Origin of the sequence: Streptomyces sp. NPDC059080, from assembly GCF_042739975.1 — a bacterium.
Taxonomy (GTDB): Bacteria; Actinomycetota; Actinomycetes; order Streptomycetales; family Streptomycetaceae; genus Streptomyces; species Streptomyces benahoarensis.
Window position 1 is genome coordinate 190752 of the sequence record NZ_JBHYGX010000006.1, and the last position, 21479, is coordinate 212230.

The 21479-nt window shown below is 67.5% G+C and carries 14 protein-coding genes and 2 pseudogenes; 12 read left to right on the plus strand and 4 right to left on the minus strand.

What is annotated here, in order from left to right:
• The first annotated feature begins 151 nt into the window (after nucleotides 1-151).
• Entirely contained in the window at nucleotides 152-1039 is an 888-nt protein-coding gene (gene ppgK / locus ACFWWQ_RS07145) for a polyphosphate--glucose phosphotransferase (protein WP_384591446.1), read from the plus strand.
• 61 nt (nucleotides 1040-1100) lie between these two features.
• Here ppgK and ACFWWQ_RS07150 read toward each other — a convergent pair.
• Nucleotides 1101-1391: pseudogene (locus tag ACFWWQ_RS07150) on the minus strand (DUF6542 domain-containing protein); the annotation flags it as partial.
• Between the two features lie 419 nt (nucleotides 1392-1810).
• Between ACFWWQ_RS07150 and ychF the strand changes: the two are divergent.
• From ychF to ACFWWQ_RS07165, 3 genes are all read left to right on the plus strand, one after another.
• Nucleotides 1811-2899, plus strand: a complete 1089-nt coding sequence (gene ychF / locus ACFWWQ_RS07155) for a redox-regulated ATPase YchF (protein WP_384591449.1) — start codon at nucleotides 1811-1813, stop codon at nucleotides 2897-2899.
• A gap of 281 nt (nucleotides 2900-3180) precedes the next feature.
• Nucleotides 3181-3465, plus strand: a complete 285-nt coding sequence (locus ACFWWQ_RS07160) for a hypothetical protein (RefSeq protein ID WP_028438980.1) — start codon at nucleotides 3181-3183, stop codon at nucleotides 3463-3465.
• Nucleotides 3447-3860 carry a PIN domain-containing protein gene (locus tag ACFWWQ_RS07165; RefSeq protein ID WP_384591453.1) on the plus strand — a complete coding sequence of 138 codons (414 nt, stop codon included), beginning with the start codon at nucleotides 3447-3449 and terminating at the stop codon, nucleotides 3858-3860. The genes ACFWWQ_RS07160 and ACFWWQ_RS07165 overlap by 19 nt, the downstream gene beginning before the upstream one ends.
• A gap of 16 nt (nucleotides 3861-3876) precedes the next feature.
• Here the strand turns inward: ACFWWQ_RS07165 and ACFWWQ_RS07170 are convergent, their stop codons facing one another.
• Together ACFWWQ_RS07170 and ACFWWQ_RS07175 are read right to left on the minus strand one after the other, a co-directional pair.
• Nucleotides 3877-5268, minus strand: coding sequence for a hypothetical protein (locus ACFWWQ_RS07170; RefSeq protein ID WP_384591456.1), 1392 nt, complete (start codon nucleotides 5266-5268; stop codon nucleotides 3877-3879).
• A 542-nt stretch (nucleotides 5269-5810) separates the two neighbouring features.
• A pseudogene (locus tag ACFWWQ_RS07175) lies at nucleotides 5811-7942 on the minus strand (DUF6119 family protein).
• Here ACFWWQ_RS07175 and ACFWWQ_RS07180 point away from each other — a divergent pair.
• The 7 genes from ACFWWQ_RS07180 to ACFWWQ_RS07210 all read left to right on the plus strand — a co-directional run bounded on the left by ACFWWQ_RS07180 (nucleotide 7911) and on the right by ACFWWQ_RS07210 (nucleotide 19256).
• Nucleotides 7911-10058: a hypothetical protein gene (locus ACFWWQ_RS07180; protein WP_384591459.1), complete on the plus strand. Its 2148-nt coding sequence runs from the start codon at nucleotides 7911-7913 to the stop codon at nucleotides 10056-10058. The pseudogene ACFWWQ_RS07175 and the gene ACFWWQ_RS07180 sit on opposite strands and share 32 nt — an antisense overlap.
• Before the next feature lie 36 nt (nucleotides 10059-10094).
• On the plus strand, nucleotides 10095-11729 hold the full coding sequence (locus ACFWWQ_RS07185) for a type I restriction-modification system subunit M (protein WP_384591462.1): 1635 nt from the start codon (nucleotides 10095-10097) through the stop codon (nucleotides 11727-11729).
• Nucleotides 11722-12960 carry a restriction endonuclease subunit S gene (locus tag ACFWWQ_RS07190; RefSeq protein ID WP_384591465.1) on the plus strand — a complete coding sequence of 413 codons (1239 nt, stop codon included), beginning with the start codon at nucleotides 11722-11724 and terminating at the stop codon, nucleotides 12958-12960. The genes ACFWWQ_RS07185 and ACFWWQ_RS07190 overlap by 8 nt, the downstream gene beginning before the upstream one ends.
• Nucleotides 12957-16274, plus strand: coding sequence for a type I restriction endonuclease subunit R (locus ACFWWQ_RS07195; protein WP_384591468.1), 3318 nt, complete (start codon nucleotides 12957-12959; stop codon nucleotides 16272-16274). The genes ACFWWQ_RS07190 and ACFWWQ_RS07195 overlap by 4 nt, the downstream gene beginning before the upstream one ends.
• Nucleotides 16275-16493: 219 nt before the next feature.
• The gene (locus tag ACFWWQ_RS07200; protein ID WP_052577077.1) at nucleotides 16494-16679 is read left to right on the plus strand and encodes a hypothetical protein; all 186 of its coding nucleotides are present in this window, start codon (nucleotides 16494-16496) and stop codon (nucleotides 16677-16679) included.
• Between the two features lie 203 nt (nucleotides 16680-16882).
• Nucleotides 16883-18082 carry an N-6 DNA methylase gene (locus tag ACFWWQ_RS07205; RefSeq protein WP_384591472.1) on the plus strand — a complete coding sequence of 400 codons (1200 nt, stop codon included), beginning with the start codon at nucleotides 16883-16885 and terminating at the stop codon, nucleotides 18080-18082.
• The gene (locus ACFWWQ_RS07210) at nucleotides 18063-19256 is read left to right on the plus strand and encodes a hypothetical protein (protein WP_384591475.1); all 1194 of its coding nucleotides are present in this window, start codon (nucleotides 18063-18065) and stop codon (nucleotides 19254-19256) included. The genes ACFWWQ_RS07205 and ACFWWQ_RS07210 overlap by 20 nt, the downstream gene beginning before the upstream one ends.
• A gap of 175 nt (nucleotides 19257-19431) precedes the next feature.
• Here the strand turns inward: ACFWWQ_RS07210 and ACFWWQ_RS07215 are convergent.
• Nucleotides 19432-20240, minus strand: a protein-coding gene (locus ACFWWQ_RS07215) for an IS5 family transposase (protein WP_384591478.1) whose coding sequence is annotated in 2 segments (ribosomal slippage) — nucleotides 19432-19890 and nucleotides 19893-20240 — 807 coding nt in all. Because the reading frame shifts where the segments join, the coding sequence is not laid out codon by codon here.
• A gap of 736 nt (nucleotides 20241-20976) precedes the next feature.
• On the opposite strand from ACFWWQ_RS07215, the gene ACFWWQ_RS07220 reads away from it, so the two are divergent.
• Nucleotides 20977-21153 (plus strand): hypothetical protein, encoded by a 177-nt coding sequence (locus tag ACFWWQ_RS07220; protein WP_384591481.1) that lies wholly within the window; start codon nucleotides 20977-20979, stop codon nucleotides 21151-21153.
• The last annotated feature ends 326 nt before the right edge of the window (nucleotides 21154-21479 follow it).

The following is a 21479-nucleotide window of genomic DNA, read 5'->3' on the forward strand; positions in this document are numbered from 1 at the left end:
TGTGGTGGGCTGCTACAGTTGTTTAAAAGACCCGGGGAGAGGTGTGGCCCGACACCGCGACCGGGGGGGTACCCGGCCGCCGTACACCCGTACCGGCGGCCGGTTCCCCGTTCCTGGGGCGCTCCGCGCCCACCGCGCCTAGCCTTTTCCCATGAAGGTCTTCGGCGTGGACATCGGCGGATCCGGCATCAAGGGCGCCCCGGTCGACCTGGAGCGCGGCGAGCTGGCCGAGCCGCGCCACAAGGTCCTCACCCCGCAGCCCGCCACCCCCGGCGCGGTCGCCGACAGCGTCCGCGAGGTCGTGGCGCACTTCGGCTGGACGGGCCCGGTCGGCGCCACCTTCCCCGGCGTGATCACCGACGGTTTCACCCGTACCGCCGCCAACGTCGACAAGGGCTGGATCGGCACCGACGCCGCCCAGCTGCTCACCGGACGCCTCGGCGGCGACTGCCCGGTGACCCTCCTCAACGACGCGGACGCCGCCGGGCTCGCCGAGATGCGCTACGGCGCCGGACGCGGCCACCGTGGCACCGTCATCGTCCTCACCCTCGGCACCGGCATCGGCTCCGCCCTCTTCACCGGCGGCCGCCTGGTGCCCAACACCGAGCTGGGCCATCTGGAGCTGAACGGCCACGACGCCGAGACCCGCGCCGCCACCCACGCCAAGGAGGCCGAGGGACTGAGCTGGTCACACTGGGCGCGGCGGCTGCGCACCTACCTCGCCCACGTCGAGATGCTCTTCTCGCCCGAGCTGTTCGTGATCGGCGGCGGGGTCAGCCGCAAGGCCGACAAATTCCTGCCGCTGCTCGACGGCATCAGGGCCGAGATCGTGCCGGCTCGGCTTCGGAACGACGCGGGGATCGTGGGTGCCGCGATGGCTGCACAGGCCGCTCGGGCTGCGGCGCCACCTGCCGCGGACGGTTACCGGGAGCCCGCCCCGGCCCCCGCCCCTCCGCCGCACCGGGACGCTCCGCCGGACGCCGGCTCCCCGGACGCGCCGGTCGCGTCGCCGGTCGGCTGGCCCGACGCCGCACGATGAGCACCACCTTGCGCACCAGCGCGAGGAACACACAGACCAGTGTCCCCGCGTAGAGCCAGCCCGCGTTCAGCGCCAGCACGCTGAAGACGCCCATCAGCAGCCCGGCGAACCCGTCGGCGCCGTGCTGGATCGGCACCGCCCCGAGCGTGAACGCGATGGGCAGCGCCACGGGCGCCGCGATCAGGTCGTACGGCCGCACCCACAGCCCCGCGCAGAACGCGACCAGGACGAAGAACACGCCGTACGGGGTCTGCGCGCCGTCCAGGAGCAGTTCGTCGAGGGCGGCGAAGGCGAGCAGCGCGAGGGTGCTCAGCAGGCCGCACCCCAGGCCGGTCAGTTTCGGCGCGGGCATCCGCCGCAGCACCGCCGCGGCCCGGGCGGGCAGCGGCCGCGGCCCGCGGGCCCGGTAGACGGTCGCGGTACCGGCGGCCCGCCGCTCGGCGTCCGCCGGGCCGGAGCCGGACCGTTCCCGGCCGCCGGACGGCCCGGTCGCCGGGCGCGGCAGCCGGGGATCCTGGACCGCGGAGGGCCCGCCGCTCGCGGACGGGCGGTGCTGGGGTGCGCGCGCATCTCGTTGCTCCACCCGCCAACGGTAGGCCGCTAAGTGGTATTAACAGGCTTTGGGACACGCCAGGGGCCGGCATCGGCGGTGCGTTCGAGGGGCCGGCACCGGGCCGGACGGGCCGCCGCGGACGCCCCGTAAACTGGTGGATCGGCCCCTTCGGGAGCCGTGTCCGCCCTCACCGCCTCGCTCCCCGGGATGTCGCCACCGTGTCGCTCACGATCGGAATCGTCGGACTGCCCAACGTCGGCAAGTCGACCCTGTTCAACGCCCTGACCAAGAACGATGTGCTGGCGGCCAACTACCCGTTCGCCACCATCGAGCCGAACGTCGGAGTCGTCGGCGTCCCCGACACCCGCCTGGCCAAGCTCGCCGAGATCTTCTCCTCGGAGCGGATCCTCCCGGCGACCGTCGACTTCGTCGACATCGCGGGCATCGTCCGCGGCGCCAGCGAGGGCGAGGGCCTGGGTAACAAGTTCCTGGCGAACATCCGCGAGTCCGACGCGATCTGCCAGGTCATCCGCGCCTTCGTCGACGAGAACGTCGTCCACGTCGACGGCAAGATCTCGCCCCGCGACGACATCGAGACGATCAACACCGAGCTGATCCTCGCCGACCTCCAGACCATCGAGAAGGTCCTGCCGCGCCTCCAGAAGGAGTCGCGCATCAAGAAGGACATCGCCCCGAAGGTCAAGGCCGTCGAGGAGGCCAAGGAGATCCTGGAGCGCGGCGACACCCTCTTCTCCCAGGGCATCGTCCAGGGCTCCGGCAACGAAGAGCTCCTCCACGACCTCCACCTCCTCACCACCAAGCCGTTCCTCTACGTCTTCAACGTCGACGAGGACGAGCTGACCGACGAGGCGTTCAAGGTGGAGCAGCGCGCCCTGGTCGCCCCCGCCGAGGCGATCTTCCTCAACGCCAAGCTGGAGGCCGACCTCGCCGAGCTGGACGAGGAGGACGCCATGGAACTCCTCCAGTCCGTCGGCGCCGAGGAGCCCGGCCTCGCCACCCTGGCCCGCGTCGGCTTCACCACCCTCGGCCTTCAGACCTACCTCACGGCCGGCCCCAAGGAATCCCGCGCCTGGACCATCAAGAAGGGCGCCACCGCCCCCGAGGCCGCCGGCGTCATCCACACCGACTTCCAAAAGGGCTTCATCAAGGCCGAGGTCATCTCCTTCGACGACCTCGTCACCACGGGCTCGGTAGCCGACGCCCGCGCGGCCGGCAAGGCCCGCATGGAGGGGAAGGACTATGTGATGCAGGACGGGGATGTGGTGGAGTTCCGGTTCAACGTGTAGCGGGTGACATATCACCACGTCGCTGATCTGGCAAACATGCAGGTCAGAGGGGGTCCGACTCTTCGGGGTCGGGCCCTTGGTTTTTTCCCGTGCTGGGATGGTGCTGGGATAGCTGATCCCTCGTCACCTGTCGTCATCCCTGGTCATCCGTACCGTGCTGGGATCGTGTTGGGATGGGATGGGGGTGCCCGTGCTGGGATTTGTGTGAGCGGGGCGCTGGCCGAGCTGTGAAGGTAGTGCGGACGTGGCGCTTTTCCTACTCGTTTGACACAATCGAGGGCATGGCTGAGGCGACGTACAGCATCGGGGAAGGGCCAGCGACGCGGGTGAGCTTGTCGCTGCCGGAGGGGACCGCGGAGGCGATCCGGGCTCGGGTGGGCAAGCGGGAGTTCTCCGCTTTCATCGCCGAGGCGGTCGAGCGTGAGCTGCGCGGGCAGGTCCTGGACGAGTACCTGGCGGACTACGAGAGCCGCAAGGGGCCGGTCTCCGAGCCGGCTCGTCAGCGGGCGCGGCAGGTCTTCGACGAGGTGTTCGCCGAGGAGGCCGAGTGGCCCGCCGCAGGCTGAGTCACGAGGGGACGCTCGTCCTCGACAGCGAGGGACTCTCGAAGCTGCTCGCTGACGAAGAACAGGTGGTGGCTCTGATCGCTGAGGCGCGCTCGCGCGGTATGGAGGTCGTGATCAGTGCGCTCACCATCATCGAGGCCGTCCACGCCCGTACGAAGAAGTCACGCCTGAACTGGGTGCTTTCCGGGCTGCGGGTCGTCCCGGTCGGTGACGAGGAGGCGAGGGCTGCCTCGAAGTTGCTGATGAATGCCGGGTTGCACGGACACAAGTACGCGATCGATGCGGCCGTCGCCGAGGCCGCGCTGCGACAGCACCGCCCCGTGGTCATGCTGACTTCCGATATTGACGACATGGCCAAGCTGTGCGGCGAGCGGGTCCGGCTCGTGGCGGTGTGATTTCCCTTGGTCCGGCTCAGTAGGAGCGGGGTCCGTAGGGGCTCCAGTGACCGAGGAATGGCTTGAGGTCGTCGCCGCTGGGTTTCGGCGGCGTGGGAAGTTTCGGCGCTGAGGCCGATTCGGTGAGGTTTTGGAGGTGCGCGTCCGCGAACGCGAGCCACGCCTCGACCTCGGTCCGCTCCTGCCCGGGCGGAAGTGATGTGGCATGGACGCCTACTGCTGCGACGTATTCAGTCAGGCGGCTGGCCTGGTACCAGGTGTCTGCCTGTTCTCCGAGGTGTTTGACGCGGTAGGCGTGGGCGTAGGCGGCGTGGGCTTCCTGCATGGCGGCTTCCCAGCGCTTTTGCTGTACCTCTCTGGCTTGCTGGTCTGCAAGGCGTTTGCGTTCTGCGGCCTCGCCGCGGAGGCCGACCTCTTGCACGATCTCGGCGAGTTGTTCTTCCAGAGGCCGGTCGGGGAGATCTGCCCATTCGCTGGCGCGGTGCGGGCTGCCGCCGCGGAGTATGAAGCGTAGGCGGCTGGAGGGGGTGTAGTCGAAGCGGGGGATGCGCATCCATGAGTGCTTCTTGGCGTCGGCGAGTTCCTTGTCTGTGGGGACGTGTTCGCTGCGGTCCTGTTCTTGGAGGACGAGGAATCCGACACTTTCGCCTTGGGCGGTGATGGAGAAGTGCGGTGGTGCCTTGCGGCGCCGATGGGGCGGGGGCGCGCCTTGTGTGGTTCCGAGCGATGCCTTGTGGCCTTGGGCTGTGGTGGCGGCGATGAGGGTTTGGATGATGCGCAGGGCTCGGCCCTGGAGGGGTTTGGTCAGGCCCATGGGCTGCGGCTGCTTTTGGAGGGCGGCCACGACGGCATGGGGTTTGGTGAGTCTGGCCGGTACAGGGAGCGGGGTGAGTTCCGCGAGGCGCCAGGCAGGGATGTCGACCAGCTTGATCTCGTAGCCGCGGTGGGTGCGGTATCCGTGGAGTTCCTGCGTGTGGGGGATCTTGCCGGACTTGCGGGCGGCGTTGACCCGTGACGCCCAATTCACCGCGTGCGGGCCGGATTCGATGGGCTTGATGAGACAGCCGTCGTTCGCAACGGCCAGTTCATCGAGTAGCTGGTCCGCGTAGTTCGCAAGGGCCTTCGGCACGGCTCGCGGGCGCGGCGGTGCCGGTTCTCGGGCGGGGCGCTCCGGCGGTCGGGTGCTCTGCTCCACGGGGCGGATGCCGCGTTCGATGAGATGCTGCCGCCCCTTCTCGGTGAGGTGGGCGCTCCAATGCCCGCGGCGTTTGGTGACCTTGATGAGCCCTCGGTTCTGCAGGGCTTGTCCGCTGGTCTTGTACGTGCTGTCCGGCCAGACTCCGTCGGGACAGCCCTGGCCCACCCAGCCGAGCATGGCCTGCTGCCGCTTGTTGAGGGCCTGTTCCATGTAGCCTCCCGCCGTTCCCTGGGTGCCCTGACTGACCCCGGAGACGATGCCCGCTGCCCTTGCGGAAATTCTGGGCTGTTGAAAGGACTCCTCGTTCGGGTGAGAGATGTAGAGGGCGTGTTTACGGCGAGAGTAGTTATTCCTGGTATTGATGCGAAACGGCTTGGGTTCAGAGTCGTTGATAGGGATCTGGCTGAACTGGCTTGGGGTGCCGGGTGGACGTCCGGGAAGGGCAGTGGGCCGACATCGTGGTGCAACGCAGCTGAGCCCGAGATCGGGCGTACGTGGACGTTGTCGACGGTCGCCGCGGTGCGCGTCTGAATCAGATCGCCGTGGACGGAGCCGTCTTGCCGAGGTAGATCTTGAATGTAGCCGACGGTGTTGACGTTGGCCGGTACGACCTCCCGTTCCGGTACTCCTTGACGGCGGTGATGCGGCGCACGAGCGGGAGCGTCGGCCGCTCGCAGGTAGGGGTGCGCTCAAAAGGAAGCGGATTCGGCCAGGCTCCGGGAACGGTGCACGTGGTGAGCGGGCCCAGGCGGCTATGCAGCCTCGTCGAGCATTGCGGACTGGGCCGACTCGCTTTCGATGCCGATGACTTCGATGGTCACGCCGCGAGCGGCGAGGGCCTTCGCGGTCTGGGTCAGGGTGATGGCGGAGAACGGGAAGAGGGAGTCCGGCGTGAGCTTGGCTCCGTCCTTCAGAAGGATCGCGAAGACGACGCGGCGCGGGGTGAAGTCCTCGGGGTGCTGCGGGCCGGATCGCTGTTGACGTGTACGGACCGGGCGAACTCCGCGCGTACGGCCGCGTTCTCGAAGAGGAGCTCAACGGAGACGCGCGCCTGGCTGAACAGGTGACTCAGCGGGCTCGAGGAGTGCGCGGGCTTCACGAGGACAAGAGTGTCGTCCTCGGTGAACAGGTCGCAGATCTCGACGGAATTGCTTGCCCGAAAGGGGTTGTGGACATTCTTCTTGTCCAGGCAGACCCAGCCGCGACGGGCCTGGGCGGCCAGCTTGTTGTAGTCGCCTTCGTCTACGGGACGCATCACGCGCATACCCTTCCTGTTGAGCTTCTCGGCGAGCGGCCAGCGGGGGAGATCGACGGAGGGCGCGTCGGGGAACAGGGGAGCCACGGTCTCGTTGACGTTGCGCAGGTAGCCCGCCCCGAGCTCGTACCACTCACCGTCGAGCAGACAGAACGTGCGGGAGCTGAGGGAGAAGGTGGCCTCGATCCACTTCATGGCGGTTTCCTTGGAAAGGGCTTCCAGGGAGGCGGTGCGCGGGGCGAGCGCGGTCCGTGCGGAGAGCGTGTCACGAAACAGTTCGACGGTGCCCTGCCGGAGCGCCGTGACGCGGGCGCCTGCCTTGATCACACGGGCCCGCTCCAGGACGTAGTCGAGACTGAACTCGTCCCGGAGGTGGGGCGGGCAGGACCCGATCTTGATGGTGCAGGCGGTGGACCGGGGCAGGTCGGTGCTCTGGGAGAAGGGGACGGCGGTGATGATCCGGCCGTCTGCGGGACGGCCGAGCGTGGCGTCCAGTTCTGCGTCGAGCGCGTCGATGAGGGAAGGGTCCTTGACCGCGGTGATGTGCTCGACGAAGGCCAGGTCGGGGTGGGGAACGACGTGCTCGCAGATCGCGGCGATGGCGCGGATGTCCTTGATCAGTGTGGCGGGGGTGGTGCCGAGTTTGATACGGAGACCGATGCCGCCCTCCGCGGTCATGGCCCCGTTCCTGGTGCCGCTCCCTGCGGTGAGGTCGACTTCGTCGAGGTAGCCGCCGAGGTGGCGGATGATCCGCCCGTGGTCCCGGAGTCCGAGTGCCGGTACGGAGGCGCCGGCATGGATCAGGGAACTGTCGATGCGCGCCTGGCCGAGGACGCTGGCGGTGAAGTCCCGCACCTGACGCGGGTTGATGGCGCGGATACCGAAGGACAGACCGAAGTGCGCGTCCTTGAGCTGGGCGGGGAGAAGCCGGTAGCCCTGGTCGAAGCCGATCGCGTACACCACGTCGTCGACGGCGAGCACGAGCAGTGCGCCGGTGCGCTGCTCGCTCTGCAGCAGGTCCGATTCGGCGGCGAGCCGGAGGACATCCTTGCCCCAGGCGGCTTCCTCCTTCGCTACGGCGAAGGACACCGCGAGGGCGGGAACTCCCATGTGATCGCTGACGTCGCGCACGACCGCGTCCAGGGTGTCGAGGGCGCCGACGTCGAGGGCTTCGAGCATCGACTCAGGGGTCGCCTTGACGTGGGTCAGGCGGTACAGGGTGCGCTTCGACGCGGTGCTGGACACAGAGGTCTCCTGGGGCGAGGTTGCGGTGCGGTTCGGTAACACGAGCGGCCTTACGGGACGGGTGGTGTCGAGGCGGACAGGGGTGAGTGCCCGGCAAGGGAGCAGAGGTGCGGCGATGAGGACGCCGGTGCGGTCGGACTCGTATGGGGTTGGCGTCCCGGCGGGTGGTGCCGGGGTGATGGTGACGAAGGTGCCAGAAGATTGGAGGTGAAATGGTTCGAGAACCTGATAACCCTGGTTATCAACCGCTGGCGAAGCTGAGAGCTCGACTGGCGGTAGCGTGTGAGGTGCACTGGGAGAAACGTTCTCGACCGAGAGCACGAGGCAGTCGTCACGAAGGGAGCGGAACCGCATGGCCGGCACACGTGAAGCAACCGCTCCCATCCTGCCCGAGGAGATCTCCTGGCGGATCAGTTACGCCGAAATCGGGACCTTGGCCCAGGTCCAACGTCCCGTCGTCACCACCTGGGCCCGTCGGCACGCGGATTTCCCCGAGCCCGTCGCTTACGAGGGGGCCAGCCCGCTCTTCGACGGCCGTGAAGTCGCCGAATGGCTTCTGTCCACCGGCCGCGGCAATGCCGACGCCGGCCAGATCCGGGCGGAGCTTGTGCTGCACACCCTGTCTGCCTGGCGGCGCGCGATCCCCGCTCGCACGCTGGTCGACACGGTGACCGCGCTGCTCTGCCTGCGTCAGCTCCTCGACGAACCGCTCTCCGACCTGCCCTGGCAGGCGATCCTGGAGCGTGCCGCCGAGACCGACTTCGACGACACCTTCCTCCGAAGAGAGCTGCGCGAACTGCCGGACGCCGAACGGCAGGGCCCCCTGCTCGCCGTGCTCGCCGACCAGCTCACCGAGGCCGCCTACACCCCGGCCGAAGCGCTCGAACGGGTCATGGACGCACGCCGCCGCCTGGGCTGCGACGACCTCGCCGCCGAGGAACCGATTCCGCCGGTGAGCCGGACGATGGCCCGCCTGACCGGCCTCGCGCGACTGAACGAACGCGAAGAAGGGGCAACGGCCGCCGTCCTCCATCCCCGGAGCGGCGATCTACTAGTCGCCCTGCGCGAATCCGTGTCCGATGCCGAGGATTCGCCTTTCTTCCTCTCCGCGGACCCGATGCCGGACCTGGCCCGGCTGGCCCGCCGCCGCCTCATGGCACAGGGCGTCCAGGAATTCGAGATGGACCTTGCCGACGGCGAGGAACTGGCCACGGAAGACTGGGGAAACCCGCACGTCATCGCCTGCTACCTCCCTTACGAGGCGGCCGAGACCCGAAGCCCGCTCGCCGTCCTGAAGAGCCTGCAGGACCTCACCGACCTCCTCGCCGAGGACCGCACGGCCGTCGTCCTGGGACCGGCCGACGCGCTCGTCCGGCCCCTGCCCGCACGCGGGGAAGCGGACCGTCTGCGCCGGGACTTCCTGGAACAGCACCTCCTCAAGGCCGCGATCAGCCTCCCCGAAGGCGTACTCCCCTTCCGCCCGGCCCACCGCACCGCGATCTGGATCCTGCACCGCACCCCCGAAGACAAGCGCACCGGCCAAGTCCTCCTCGCCGACCTCTCCTCACGCAACCTCACCCCGCAGACCCTGGACGCGCTGGCCGAAGACATCGACATCTTCCGCGACGCCGGCTGGCGGGCGGACAGCCGCCACGAACCGCGCAACGCCGCCGTCGTCCGGGCCACCGCGCTGACCAGCGCACCCGGTGCCGCGTTCACCCCGCAGCACCGCCCGCCCGCCGACCGCTACACCCGCACCGTCGTCGAACGCCCGGCCCGCATCTCCGAGACCGAACTCCGGCTTCAGCAGCTGATCGACGCCACCCGTAGCGCACTCGATCACGCGCCCACGATCCGCGCCAACGCCGTCCTGCGCCCCGACGACCAGCCGGCCCGCCGCACCACCGTGGCCCGCCTGCTCAAGGACCGCCGCCTGCGCCGACTGCCCGGCCACCGCATCGCCGCCGAACACCTCCTCACCGGCGGCGCGGGCCACTACACGGTCCTCACCCCGGCCGAGATCACCGGCAGTGCGCCGGTCGACAGTCACCGCATCGACCGCGCCATACTCCTCAACACTTACGAGCACGCCTACTTCACCGAACCCGGCGACATCGTCGTCACCGCCACCCCGAGCTTCGGCGCGTATGTCGACGACGAGGGCCTGTCGGTGGTGGCCTTCCCCGCCCGCCTCCTGCGCGCACGGTCCGACGCCGAGCATCCCGTACGGCCTCGCGTCCTGGCGGCGCTCCTGCGCTCGGCGGCCACCGAACACCGGCGGGTGAGCGGCGCGGTCCGCTCCGCCCGCCGTATAGAAGACCTCCTCATCCCAGACCTCCCCGACGACGAGGCCGAGCGTTATGACGCCCTTCTGTCCGACATCGCCCGCCGCACGGCCCTGCTGCGACAGCACGCGGCGGCCCTCGACGACCTGACCTCCCTGACCGCCGCCGGCCTCGTCGACGGCACCCTGACCCTCACCGAACCCCCTCTCGTCTGATCTCTCGTCCGACTCTTGAAGGAGACCTGAGCGCCCATGCCGCCCCGGAAGAAGAAGCCCGCCGACCAGGCGGAGCTGTTCACTGCCTCCACGCCCAAGGAGATCCAGGCCATCCTTTGGAAGGCCGCCGACAAGCTGCGCGGCTCCATGGACGCCAACCAGTACAAGGAGTTCGTCCTCGGCCTGATCTTCCTCAAGTACGTCTCCGACGCTTTCGAGGAGCGCCGCGAACAGCTCGCCAAGGAACTCGCGGAGGAAGGCATCGCCGAGGACCGCCTGGATGAGTTCCTGGAGGACCAGGACGAGTACACCGGGCACCACGTCTTCTGGGTCCCCGAGAGCGCCCGCTGGTCCTCGATCTCTGCCAACGCCAAGAGCGGCAACGTCGGCGAGGTCCTTGACCAGGCGATGGACGCCATCATGAAGGCCAACCCGTCGCTGACCGGCGTCCTCCCCAAGATCTTCAACAAGGACAACGTCGACAAGAAGCGCCTGGCCGAACTCGTCGACCTCATCACCGACGCCCGCTTCGGCGGCAACGACGACAAGCCCGCCCAGGACGTCCTCGGCGAGGTCTACGAGTACTTCCTCGGCAACTTCGCCCGCGCGGAAGGCAAGCGGGGCGGCGAGTTCTACACCCCGAGCAGCGTCGTCCGCCTCCTGGTGGAGGTCCTGGAACCGTACGAGGGCCGCGTGTACGACCCGGCCTGCGGCTCCGGCGGCATGTTCGTCCAGGCCGCCAAGTTCATCGAGGCCCACCGTGGCCGCGGCCACAAGGCCGACATCTCCGTCTACGGCCAGGAACTCAACGAACGCACCTGGCGCCTGGCCAAGATGAACCTTGCCATCCACGGCATCGACGGCAACCTTGCCGCCCGCTGGGGCGACACCTTCGCCGACGACAAGCACCCGGACCTCAAGGCCGACTACGTCATGGCCAACCCGCCCTTCAACATCAAGGACTGGGCGCGCAACGAGTCGGATACGCGGTGGAAGTACGGCGTCCCACCGAAGTCCAACGCCAACTACGCCTGGCTTCAGCACATGATCAGCAAGCTGGGGGAGCGGGGGACGGCGGGTGTTGTCCTCGCCAATGGCTCGATGAGCAGTCAGCAGAGCGGAGAGGGGGAGATCCGGCAGGCGCTGGTGGACGGGGACATGGTGGCGTGCATGGTCGCGCTGCCGGCACAGCTGTTCCGGACGACGGCGATTCCGGCTTGTTTGTGGTTCCTGGCGAAGGACAAGTCGCCGGGGGGCGTGAAGGGGCAGAAGGCTGCTGCTGCGGATCGTCGGGGCGAGATTCTGTTCATTGACGCCCGGGACATGGGCGAGATGGTCGACCGAACTGAGCGGGTGCTGACGGAGGCCGATCTCGCGAAGATCGCGGGGACGTACCACGCGTGGCGGGGGACGACGAGTGCGAAGGATGCGGGGGAGTCGTACGCGGACGTGCCGGGATTCTGCGCGAGCGCGGACCTGAAGGCGGTTCAGGGGCATGGGTACGTGCTGACGCCTGGGCGGTACGTCGGGGCGGCTGAGGCGGAGGAAGAGGACGCCGAGGCGGTCGCAGAGAAGATCGCGCGGCTGACGGGGGAGCTGTACGAGCTGTTCGACAAGTCGGACGAGCTGGCGAAGACGGTGCGCGAGCAGTTGGAGAAGATCAATGACTGAATGGAAGAAGCTGAAGATCGAAGACCTTGCGGCACCTGGAAAGTATTCCCTTGCGACGGGGCCGTTCGGTTCGGCTATTGGGTCTCGCTTCTTTCGTGAAGAAGGTGTCCCAGTCGTTCGTGGAAGTAACTTGAGTCTTGATGTGGGCGAGCGTCTGATCGACCCTGGGATTGTATTTGTTGAGGAGTCCAAGGCGGAAGAATTTCCGCGGAGTGTGGCTCGTCGCGGAGACCTTATTTTCACCTGCTGGGGCACGATTGGGCAAATTGGCCTAGTTGATGAGCGGGCAAGGTTCGATCGATACATCGTGTCGAATAAGCAGATGAAGCTTACGCCTGACCCCGGAAGGGTGGATTCCCTCTTCCTGTACTACGCCCTGTCATCCCCTGGTGCTGTCGCACAGGTTCAGGGGGCGTCGATTGGCAGCTCTGTGCCAGGTTTCAACCTGACGCAACTCCGGAAGGTGGAAGTGCTCTGTCCGCCGCTTGCTCACCAGCAGTCGATCGCGAAAATGCTAGGGGCGCTGGACGACAAGATTGCCGTCAATGAGCGCATTGCGGCCACCTACGAGCGGCTGCTCCAGTGCCGGTTCGTTGAGCTAGGTCTTGGTGACGATCCGGACGGTGACTCGGTGATCCCGATTACGGATCTCATCACTTTCGGTCCGAAGCTCGGCAAGCCTGTCGCTGCTGAGCCGGTATATGTGGACATGGCGGCGCTTCAGACGAATCGCGCTGGAATTCCGTCTTGGGCTCGGCGTGAGCCGAAATCTGGCCCTCGTTTCATGAATGGTGACACGCTCATGGCGCGTATCACTCCTTGCTTGGAGAACGGTAAGACCGGCTACGTCGACTTCATGGAGGACGGAGAGATCGGGCTCGGGTCTACCGAGTTCATCGTGCTGCGGTCCCTTCCGGGAGTCCCGAGCGAGCTGAGCTATTTTCTGGCTCGCGACTCTCGGTTCCGTGAACACGCTATCCGGAACATGGTTGGCTCGTCTGGGCGTCAACGGGTCAGTGCGGCAGATGCTTCGAACTACACGGTGATGGCCCCCGATGCCGAGCAGCTCGCGGCGTTCGGAAAGGAAGCCTCCGCCGCTTTTGCGCACATGAAATCTCTGGAGAGCGAGTCCCGCACTCTCGCTGCTCTCCGCGACACCCTCCTTCCCCAACTCATGTCCGGCCGCATCCGCGTCAAGGACGCCGAGAAGATTGTCGAGGACCACGTATGACCACGCACGGGAACGACAACGGCGGCAGTGACACCCCCGACACCCGCACCCCCGACAACTTCCGCCCCCTCGAAATCGACTGGGAGTTCCTCGCCCTCGAAGAGCTCCTGGAGCTCGACTGGCCGAAGGCCGAGGGCAATGAGCTCGCGCCCGGTTCCGGTCACCGCCGTTCGTGGGACGACCTGATCCTGTACTCCGATCTCCGCGAGGCCATCGAGCGGCTCAACCCCGCCCTCCCCCCGGAGGCCGTCCGTGAGGCCCTCGCGACCGCCGCGACCCCGACCTCCCAGGACACGTACGAGGAGAACCGGACCGCGCACGGCTACCTGACCGACGGCGTCCACTCCGTCACGTACACCGACGCGCTCGGCGCCGAGCACACGCCGACCGTCCGGATCGTCGACCTGGAGCACGCGGACGCGAACACGTACCGCGCCGTCCGCCAGGTGACCGTGATCAACGGTGAGCGCAACCGCCGCTTCGACCTCGTTCTGTACGTCAACGGGCTTCCGCTCGCCGTCATCGAGCTCAAGCGGGCCGGCGACCCGAACGCCACTCTCGCCGCCGCGCACACCCAGATCCGGCACTACGTCGAGGAGTTCCCGACCGCCTTCCGCTACAACGCGGTCGTGCTGCTCTCCGACGGGATCACCGCGAAGTACGGCACCCCCTTCACCCCGTACGAGCACTTCGCCCCGTGGAACACCGACGAGTTCGGCGCCCGCGTGGACACCGTGGACGCTGCCGCCGTCCACGCCGATGCCGACATCCCGACCGGCCAGGACCTCGCCCTGCACGGCCTGTTCACCCAGCCCCGCTTCCTCGCCCTTGTCCGGTCCTTCACCAACTTCGTGCCCGCCAAGCGCATGAAGCGGATCGCGAAGCCGCACCAGTACTTCGCGGTCACCCGCGCCGCCGACGCCGTGCGCCGCGCCGCCGCGACCGACGGCAAGGCCGGCGTGGTCTGGCACACCCAGGGCTCGGGCAAGTCCGAGGAGATGGTGCTGACCACCAACCTCGTCATGCGCGACCCAGCCCTGCACAACCCCACCGTGGTGGTCGTCACCGACCGCACCGACCTCGACGACCAGCTCTTCGACACGTTCAAGGAGAGCGAGGTCCTCCCGGAACAGCCCCACCAGTTCCTCAACCGCGCCGCACTCCGCGAAGAGCTCGCCGCCAAGCGCACCGGCGGCATCCTCTTCACCACTCTGCAGAAGTTCGGCCGTACCAAGCAGGAGAAGGAGTCCGGGACCGACCACCCGCTCCTCTCCGAGCGGCGCAACATCGTCGTCGTGGTAGACGAGGCCCACCGCAGCCACTACGACCACCTCGACGGCTACGCCCGCCACCTGCGCGACGCGCTCCCGCACGCCACGCTCCTCGCCTTCACCGGCACCCCGATCTCCGAGGCCGACCGCAACACCCGCGAGGTCTTCGGCGACTACATCGACACCTACGACCTCAAGCGGGCCGCCGACGACGGCGCGACCGTGAAGGTCTACCACGAGAGCCGCGTCGTCCAGCTCGTCCTCGACCACGACATCGACCCCACCACCATCGACACCGAGGCCGACCGCATCACCGACGGCCTGGACGACACCGAGCGCACCCGCGTCGAGCAGGCCGTCGCCACCATGAACGCCATGTACGGCGCCCCCGCCCGGATACGCGACCTGACCCAGGACCTGGTCGAACACTGGGAAGCACGCCGTGGGGCGATGCTCCCGTTCGTCGCGGACGCCGGCGGTGCGCCCGGCGGCGCTCCCGGCAAGGCGATGCTCGTCTGCGCCACGCGAGAGATCTGCGTCCGCGTCTACGACGCCCTGCGGGAACTGCGCCCCGACTGGCACACGGACGACCCCACCACCGGCGCCATGAAGATCGTCTACTCCTCGGACTCCCGCAAGGACAACAAGGAACTGCGCGCCCACGCCCTGCGCGACTCCCAGCGCAAGGCCGTCATCAACCGTGCCAAGGACCCCGAGGATGAACTCCAGCTCCTCATCGTCAACAACATGCTCCTGACCGGCTTCGACGCACCGTCCATCCACACCATGTACCTGGACCGGCCGCTGCGCGGCGCCGGCCTGATGCAGGCCCTCGCCCGCGTCAACCGCCGCTTCCGCAAGAAGGAGGACGGCCTCCTCGTCGGCTACGCCCCCCTCACCGAGAACCTCCAGAAGGCCATCGCCGAGTACTCCGCCGACGACCAGGCCGACCGGACCCTCGGCCAGGACATCGACCGCGCCCTGGACGAACTCCGCAACGAGTACGACATCCTCGATCAGATGCTCCTCGGCTGGAACTGGCGCGAACGCCTCTCCCGCCCCGACCCGAAGTCCTTCGTCAAGGCGGCCTACACCACGGCCGAGTACCTCCGAAGCCCCGCCACCCCGGGCAACAACCCCGACCAGCTCGACGACCCGAACCAGGCCCTCAGCCGCCGCTTCCGCGAACACGGCTACCGCCTGGAACGCTTCTTCGCCCTGGCTGGCTCCTCCGCCGACATCTCCTCCCGGTTCACCGACCAGCCGTACTGGAAGCGCGACATCCAGTTCCTGGTCGAGGTCCGTACGTACATGGCGAAGCTCGACGCCATGGACCGTGAGGCCCAGGGTCTGCCGGTCGCCCGCGACGTCGCTCTCTATCTCTCCCAGCTCACCTCCGCCGTCGTCGAGACCGGCGGCGTCACCGACCTCTTCTCCGAGGCTGGACTGGACAAGGCCGACCTCACCCACCTCAACGACGCCCTCGTCGGCCGCCTGCAGAATAGTGAAACCCCGCACCTGGCAGCCGAAGCCCTGCGTCGCCTCGTCGAGCAGAAGATGCGCGAGCAGACCCGGCACAACATCGTCCGCCAGACCGCGTTCTCGGAGCGCCTCCAGGACCTGATGACGCGCTACATGCGTCAGCAGCTCACCAGCGCCGAGATCATCGCCCAGCTGGTGGAACTGGCCAAGACGGTCGCGGAAGACGCCCGGCGAGGTGAGAAGTTCACCCCGCCGCTGGGGAACGACGAACTCGCCTTCTACGACGCGGTCGCCGACCTCGGCAGCGCCCGCGACCTCATGGGCGACGAGGTCCTCTCCGGTATCGCCCGGGACCTTGTGGTCCAGGTCCGCAAGAACCTCAAGAAGGACTGGATCGCCCGCGAACCGGTCCGGGCCAGGCTCCGCGCCACCATCAGGCGCCTCCTGGCCCGCCACGGCTACCCGCCGGAGCAGTCCAAGGAAGCGATCGACCTGGTGATCCGCCAGATGGAACACTTCGCCGACAAGTGGTCCCAGGACGGCTCGGCCGCCGACGCATAGCCCTCGTCCGTATGGCTCCTCGCCCCGGCACAGCGCTTGCTTGGCGCGGCGATTCTCTGCCCGGTTGGATGCCCCGTGTTGAGACCGGCATCGGACGTATCCGCTCCCCTTGCTCAAAAGCAAATTCCAGTGCTGCGCGACGCGGGGGGCGCCCGGCCGCTACTTTCGAGTCCGCGGAACGGTCCGCAGAACGGCAGAGAAGTCTGGGGGAGTTAGGGCATGTCGCAGAGAGCGCTGCTGTTGATGGTGGTCGTCCTGGCGTCTGTGGTGGTGGGGCTCGTGGCCGGCATTCTCGAGTTTGCGGGCGCGGGGAAGATCGTCACGGCTGTCAAGTACGGCGGTGGTGCCTGTGGAGTCGCCATGCTCATCGGACTGGCCACTGTTACGTGGCTGATGTCGTCGTGATCCCGAAGGAGCGAGGGAGCGAGCTGGGGCGCCTGAAGTACCGGCGAGTGCTACTGGCCGTTGAGAGGCTGCGCAGCACGACTGATGCCGAGACGACGTACCGACTCGCCTTTCAAGTGGTCTACCTCCACTGCTGGTCCAGCCATGGAGCAGCAGTGGAGGCGGGGCGCCCGTGGCGACCCGGCTCGGGGTCCGCGGGTGCGATGCTGAATGCGATCTGGCCGCGTACGCCCGTCGCTCGTACCTACAACCTGCCCGCGTGCCGCGACGAAGGCGTGAGCCGCCCCTTCGAACTCATCGATCCGGCTCTCCACGAGCTGATCGTGGAGGTTCGGCGGCTGGAGCCCGACGTGGGGCTCTTCGATGTGTTGCTCGACATGTACTCGACGCGCTATTCGCGCGGCGATGATTACTTCACGCCGAATGATCTGGCGTACCTCTTCGCAGGACTGGCCGCTCCCCGAGGAGGAGAGGTGGTTCGGGACCCGGTGTGCGGAAGCGGGCGACTACTGCGAGCCGCCGCCTACCGGGCTCGAACGCAAGGTGGGGAGGTGCGCTTGTCCGGAGCGGATCTCGATCCGACGGCACGCTATGCTGCGGCCGTCAACCTTGCCCTGCACGGATTCCATGCCGACCTCGGCAAGGGAGAAGCTGACAGCCTCCGGGCTGGGACGTCGCCGGAACCGGCCGACGTGATCCTCGCCAACCCTCCTGTGAACTTGCGAGATTGGGGGCATGGCGAACTCAAGGACGACAGACGGTGGACCCTGGAGGTGCCACGGTCGGGCAACGCGAACTTCGCCTGGGTCCAGCACATTCTTGCCGACCTGACGCCGCAAGGGCGGGCCGTTGTCCTGCTCTCCCCCGGAGCAGCCCACAGCAGCAATAGCACCGACAGACTGATCCGTCGCAGGTTGCTCGAAAACGGTCTGGTTGTAGGCGTCGTGGCTTTGCCGGCATGGCTCTTTCCACACACCAGCACAAGCATGGCGCTGTGGCTGCTCGCCAGAGGGGAGCGGCCGAACACCCATCGGGTCCTGTTCGCGGACGCAGGGAAACTGCCGACAGCGAGGGACGGGTCACGGCGTATTTTCGACCAGGGCTCGGTCGAGCGCCTTCTGCAGATCGTCGGTGAGTGGCAGGGCCTCCGGCGCTGCGAGGACGGGGGCGCTCCTGAATCCGCGCCATGGTGCCGTGCGGCGAGTCTTGAGGAAATCGCTGATGCGGGTTTCGACCTGACTCCCGCACGCTACGTATGGAACGGGCGCACCGCGCAGTTGCATTCAAGCGACGGAGACCGGAACCGGAAGGCCGAGCTGTATGAGTGCATGGATCGTAGCGCCGCAGCCAGGAACCGAGTCCGTGATGCCCTGGAGAGCAGGCATGACTACAGAATCGGATGATGTCCCCACTCCGTGGCCCGTCGCTGAGTTGCGGGAGTTCCCTGGGGTCGAGTACGCCGCCTACGGAATTGCGCGACAGGAGAAGGCATCAGGCGGAATCCCTATGATCCGCGCCACAGAGATTGTCGAGGGAGGTGTGCACGTCCAGGAGTTCACATTTGTGCCTCCCGATGTGGCCAGACGCCACCCACGCAGCACGCTGAGGTCTGGGGACCTCCTTGTCGTGCTCGTGGGGCGTGTGGGGGAGGCAGCAGTTGCAGGGGAAGAGCACGCAGGGTGGAATGTCGCCAGGTCGCTCGCGGTCGTCCGCTGGACACCAGAGGGCCGCGCCCAAAAATGGGATCGGTGGCTTCGATGGTGGCTGAAGACCTCGCAGAGCCACAGCTATCTCACGCTGTCCTCGTCGAACGCCGAGCACATGACCTTGCCTCTGCAGGCACTCAACCGGCTTCCCGTGCCAGTGCCTCCAGCGCCGGTGCGGGAGAGGCTGCTTTCGCTGATCACGCTTGCTGAGCGCAAGAATGCGTTGAACACCCGGATCGTGTCTTGCGCGACGGGACTAGCGGATGCGCATTTCGTGGAGGCGCTGCAGACGTGCGGGCAAGGTCCGGCTGCCGAGCGTGCAGTGGGCGAAGTGTGTCAGGTTACGGCTGGTGTGGCACAGTCTCTGCCGGACAGCGAGCAGTCGGCTATGCCGTGGGTGTCTCCCCGCGAAGTACTGAACTGCAGGACGGTACATCTGGGTGCAGTGACTTCACGCACCGTGGCGCAAGCGGAGGTTGTATGCCCGTCCGGCAGCCTCTTGATCGCGCCCCGTCCCGGGGAGGTGCGGACCGTGCTCACCACTACCCCGGTAGTGCCAGGTCGGCGGACGCTCGCGATTTACACGGAGTCAGAGGTCGATCGGATGTGGTTGTTGCATTCGCTGCGTTACCGGAGGCAGGAGTTGACGGCCGTTACGCAGGGCGAGCAAGCCCGCGCGATGAGGCTTAAGGACTTTTCCCGTTACAAGATCCCCTGGCCGACCGATGCGGTGAGGCGGGACTTCGCCAGGCGTGCTGCTGCCCTGCACGACCTCGCCTACGCCTCCGCCAGGGAGCGACACGTGATGGAGGAGCTGGTGGTGCACGAGCTGGAGAAGGGGGGCCTAGCGCGTCTCACTTCGGCCAGCTGAATGCCGAGCTGATCCACGTTGCCCCTCTCCGGAGCACGGAATCCAACGCTCTGAACGAACGGCGCAGTACCGCGCGCACCGTTTCTCCGCTAGCGGTCCGAGAGAGCCCTGACCAGCCATGTTTGGGGTGCCCCCGGCAGGACTCGAACCTGCGGCCAAGCGCTTAGACGTCGTTTCACTTGGTGAGGCGGCGATAGTTGATCAGGCTGGTAGCGATGGCGGTGAAGGCGAGGAATTGCTCGGCTTTGCGCTCGTAGCGGCGGTGCAGCCGTCGGCAGCCGGACAGCCAGGACATGGTCCGTTCGACGACCCAGCGGTGTCGGCCGAGGTGCTGGGACGATTCGATGCCGCGGCGGGCGATGCGGGGGACGATGCCCTTGCTGCGGAGCCATCGTCGCAGGTGGTCGTAGTCGTAGACCTTGTCTGCGTGAAGTCGTGCGGGCTTGCGGCGACGTGGCCCTCGTCGGCTGCGGACGGGCGGTACGCCCCGGACGAGCGGCTGCAGTGCGAGACTGTCGTGGGTGTTGGCCGCGGAGATCGCGACGGAGACCGGCAGGCCATTGCGGTCGACGAGAAGGTGGATTTTCGATCCCTTCTTGCCACGGTCGGTCGGATTCGGTCCCGTCAGAGGCCCCCTTTGAGAGCCCGGATGCTGACGGAGTCGATCGCGCACCGCGACCAGTCCAGCTCGCCGGCAGCGCCGAGTTCATCCAGGATCACGCGGTGCAGCCGGGCCCACACCCGGGCCTGCGACCACTGGGCGAAGCGACGGTAGACCGTCGGCCAGGCCGGGCCGAACACCGGCGGCAACTGCCGCCAGGTGCACCCGGTCGTCGCCACGAACACGATTGCCGCGAGCACTTCGCGATCACCGGCCCGGCGACGGCCACCGCCCTGCGGGCGCACGACCACAGTCTCGGGCACCACCCGCCGGAACAACACCCACAACTCGTCTGGCGCCAACCGCTCAACCAAGCCCGTCATGCACAGCACAACGACCCGGCGACCCAAAGGAAACGACGTCTTAGAAGGCGCCTGCTCCATCCGCTGGGCTATGCAGGCTGACCTGCGACAGCGCGGAAGCTTCTGACTATGCCCCACCAAACCGGGGGTATACGGGACCTGTGGACGCTCGCGCCGGCCTCGAGGTCTGGACGTACATTCTGGGCGGCGGCCAGGCGGCGGAGCTGGCCGCTGGCATCCGGGAAGACCGCGAGTGAGCGCGATCGCTGTGCTGCTCTGCGAGGTTCGGTGCGGTGGCGTCAGCCTGATGTGGCGCTCGTAGAAGTTCCGCAGACTTCAGGTATGTGCGGGCGCTGCCGTGTAGCGTTGGCGATCTTCGGTCTTCTTGTACTTTGTCGCGCATCCCGTGCTGGGATGGTGCTGGGATGTGCCTGTATTTCCGCAGGTCACAGCCTTGTGATGGAGTTCCGGTTCAACGTCTAAGACGTCCGAACGTCCGGCGAAAGGCCGTCTGACCTGCGGCGGAGCGGGTTGGGCGGCCTTTGCGGTCCGCACAGAGTCCGCAGCGTGCTGGATGAGTCCGGCACGTGGGGGAGCGGTTACGCCGCTTTGTCGACCTGCGGCTGGGCATCGGCGGACTGGTCCGCGTACACCAAGGCCGAGTGCCAAGGCCAGACGGCCACGACACGGCAGTGGCTGCGCGAGCAGGCATACGCGGTCCGACGCCGCCGTACGCGACGAAGCCGACCACTTCATTGTGCTGCAGTCCCTCGGCATCAAGGTCAAGACGCGCCTCGGCCCAGACCGGCACCCATTGCCCACCCGTCTCCGGGCCCACGGCGCTCCTGACGAACTGCTCCAGCGGATACGCCTGCTGGGCCTCACCGGTGAAGTCCGCTGGGCGGATCCGCATTGGTCCGGCTACCGGTACTGAGGTCAACAGGCGGGGGCGGCCTGTGTTGCTCGTGTGACGTGTACGCACGCAACGGCGCTGTACCTACTGAGCCGCCGTAGGGGACGGCCTCGCTGCCGTGGAGTCCATGGCAGCCCTGGAAGGGGTACAAGAGTGGCATCTCAGGCAGTACGTCACCGGCGTTCGGCAAAGCGCCGCCTCATCGGCGCAGGCGCCGCGGCGGCCGCGGCCGGAATCGGGGGGGGGGGGGGGGGGGCGGGGGGGGGGGGCCGCGGCGGGGGGGGGGGCGCGGGGGGCGTGTCGGGGGGGGGTTGTTAAATATCTCAAGCGAGAAGAAATCAGTAATC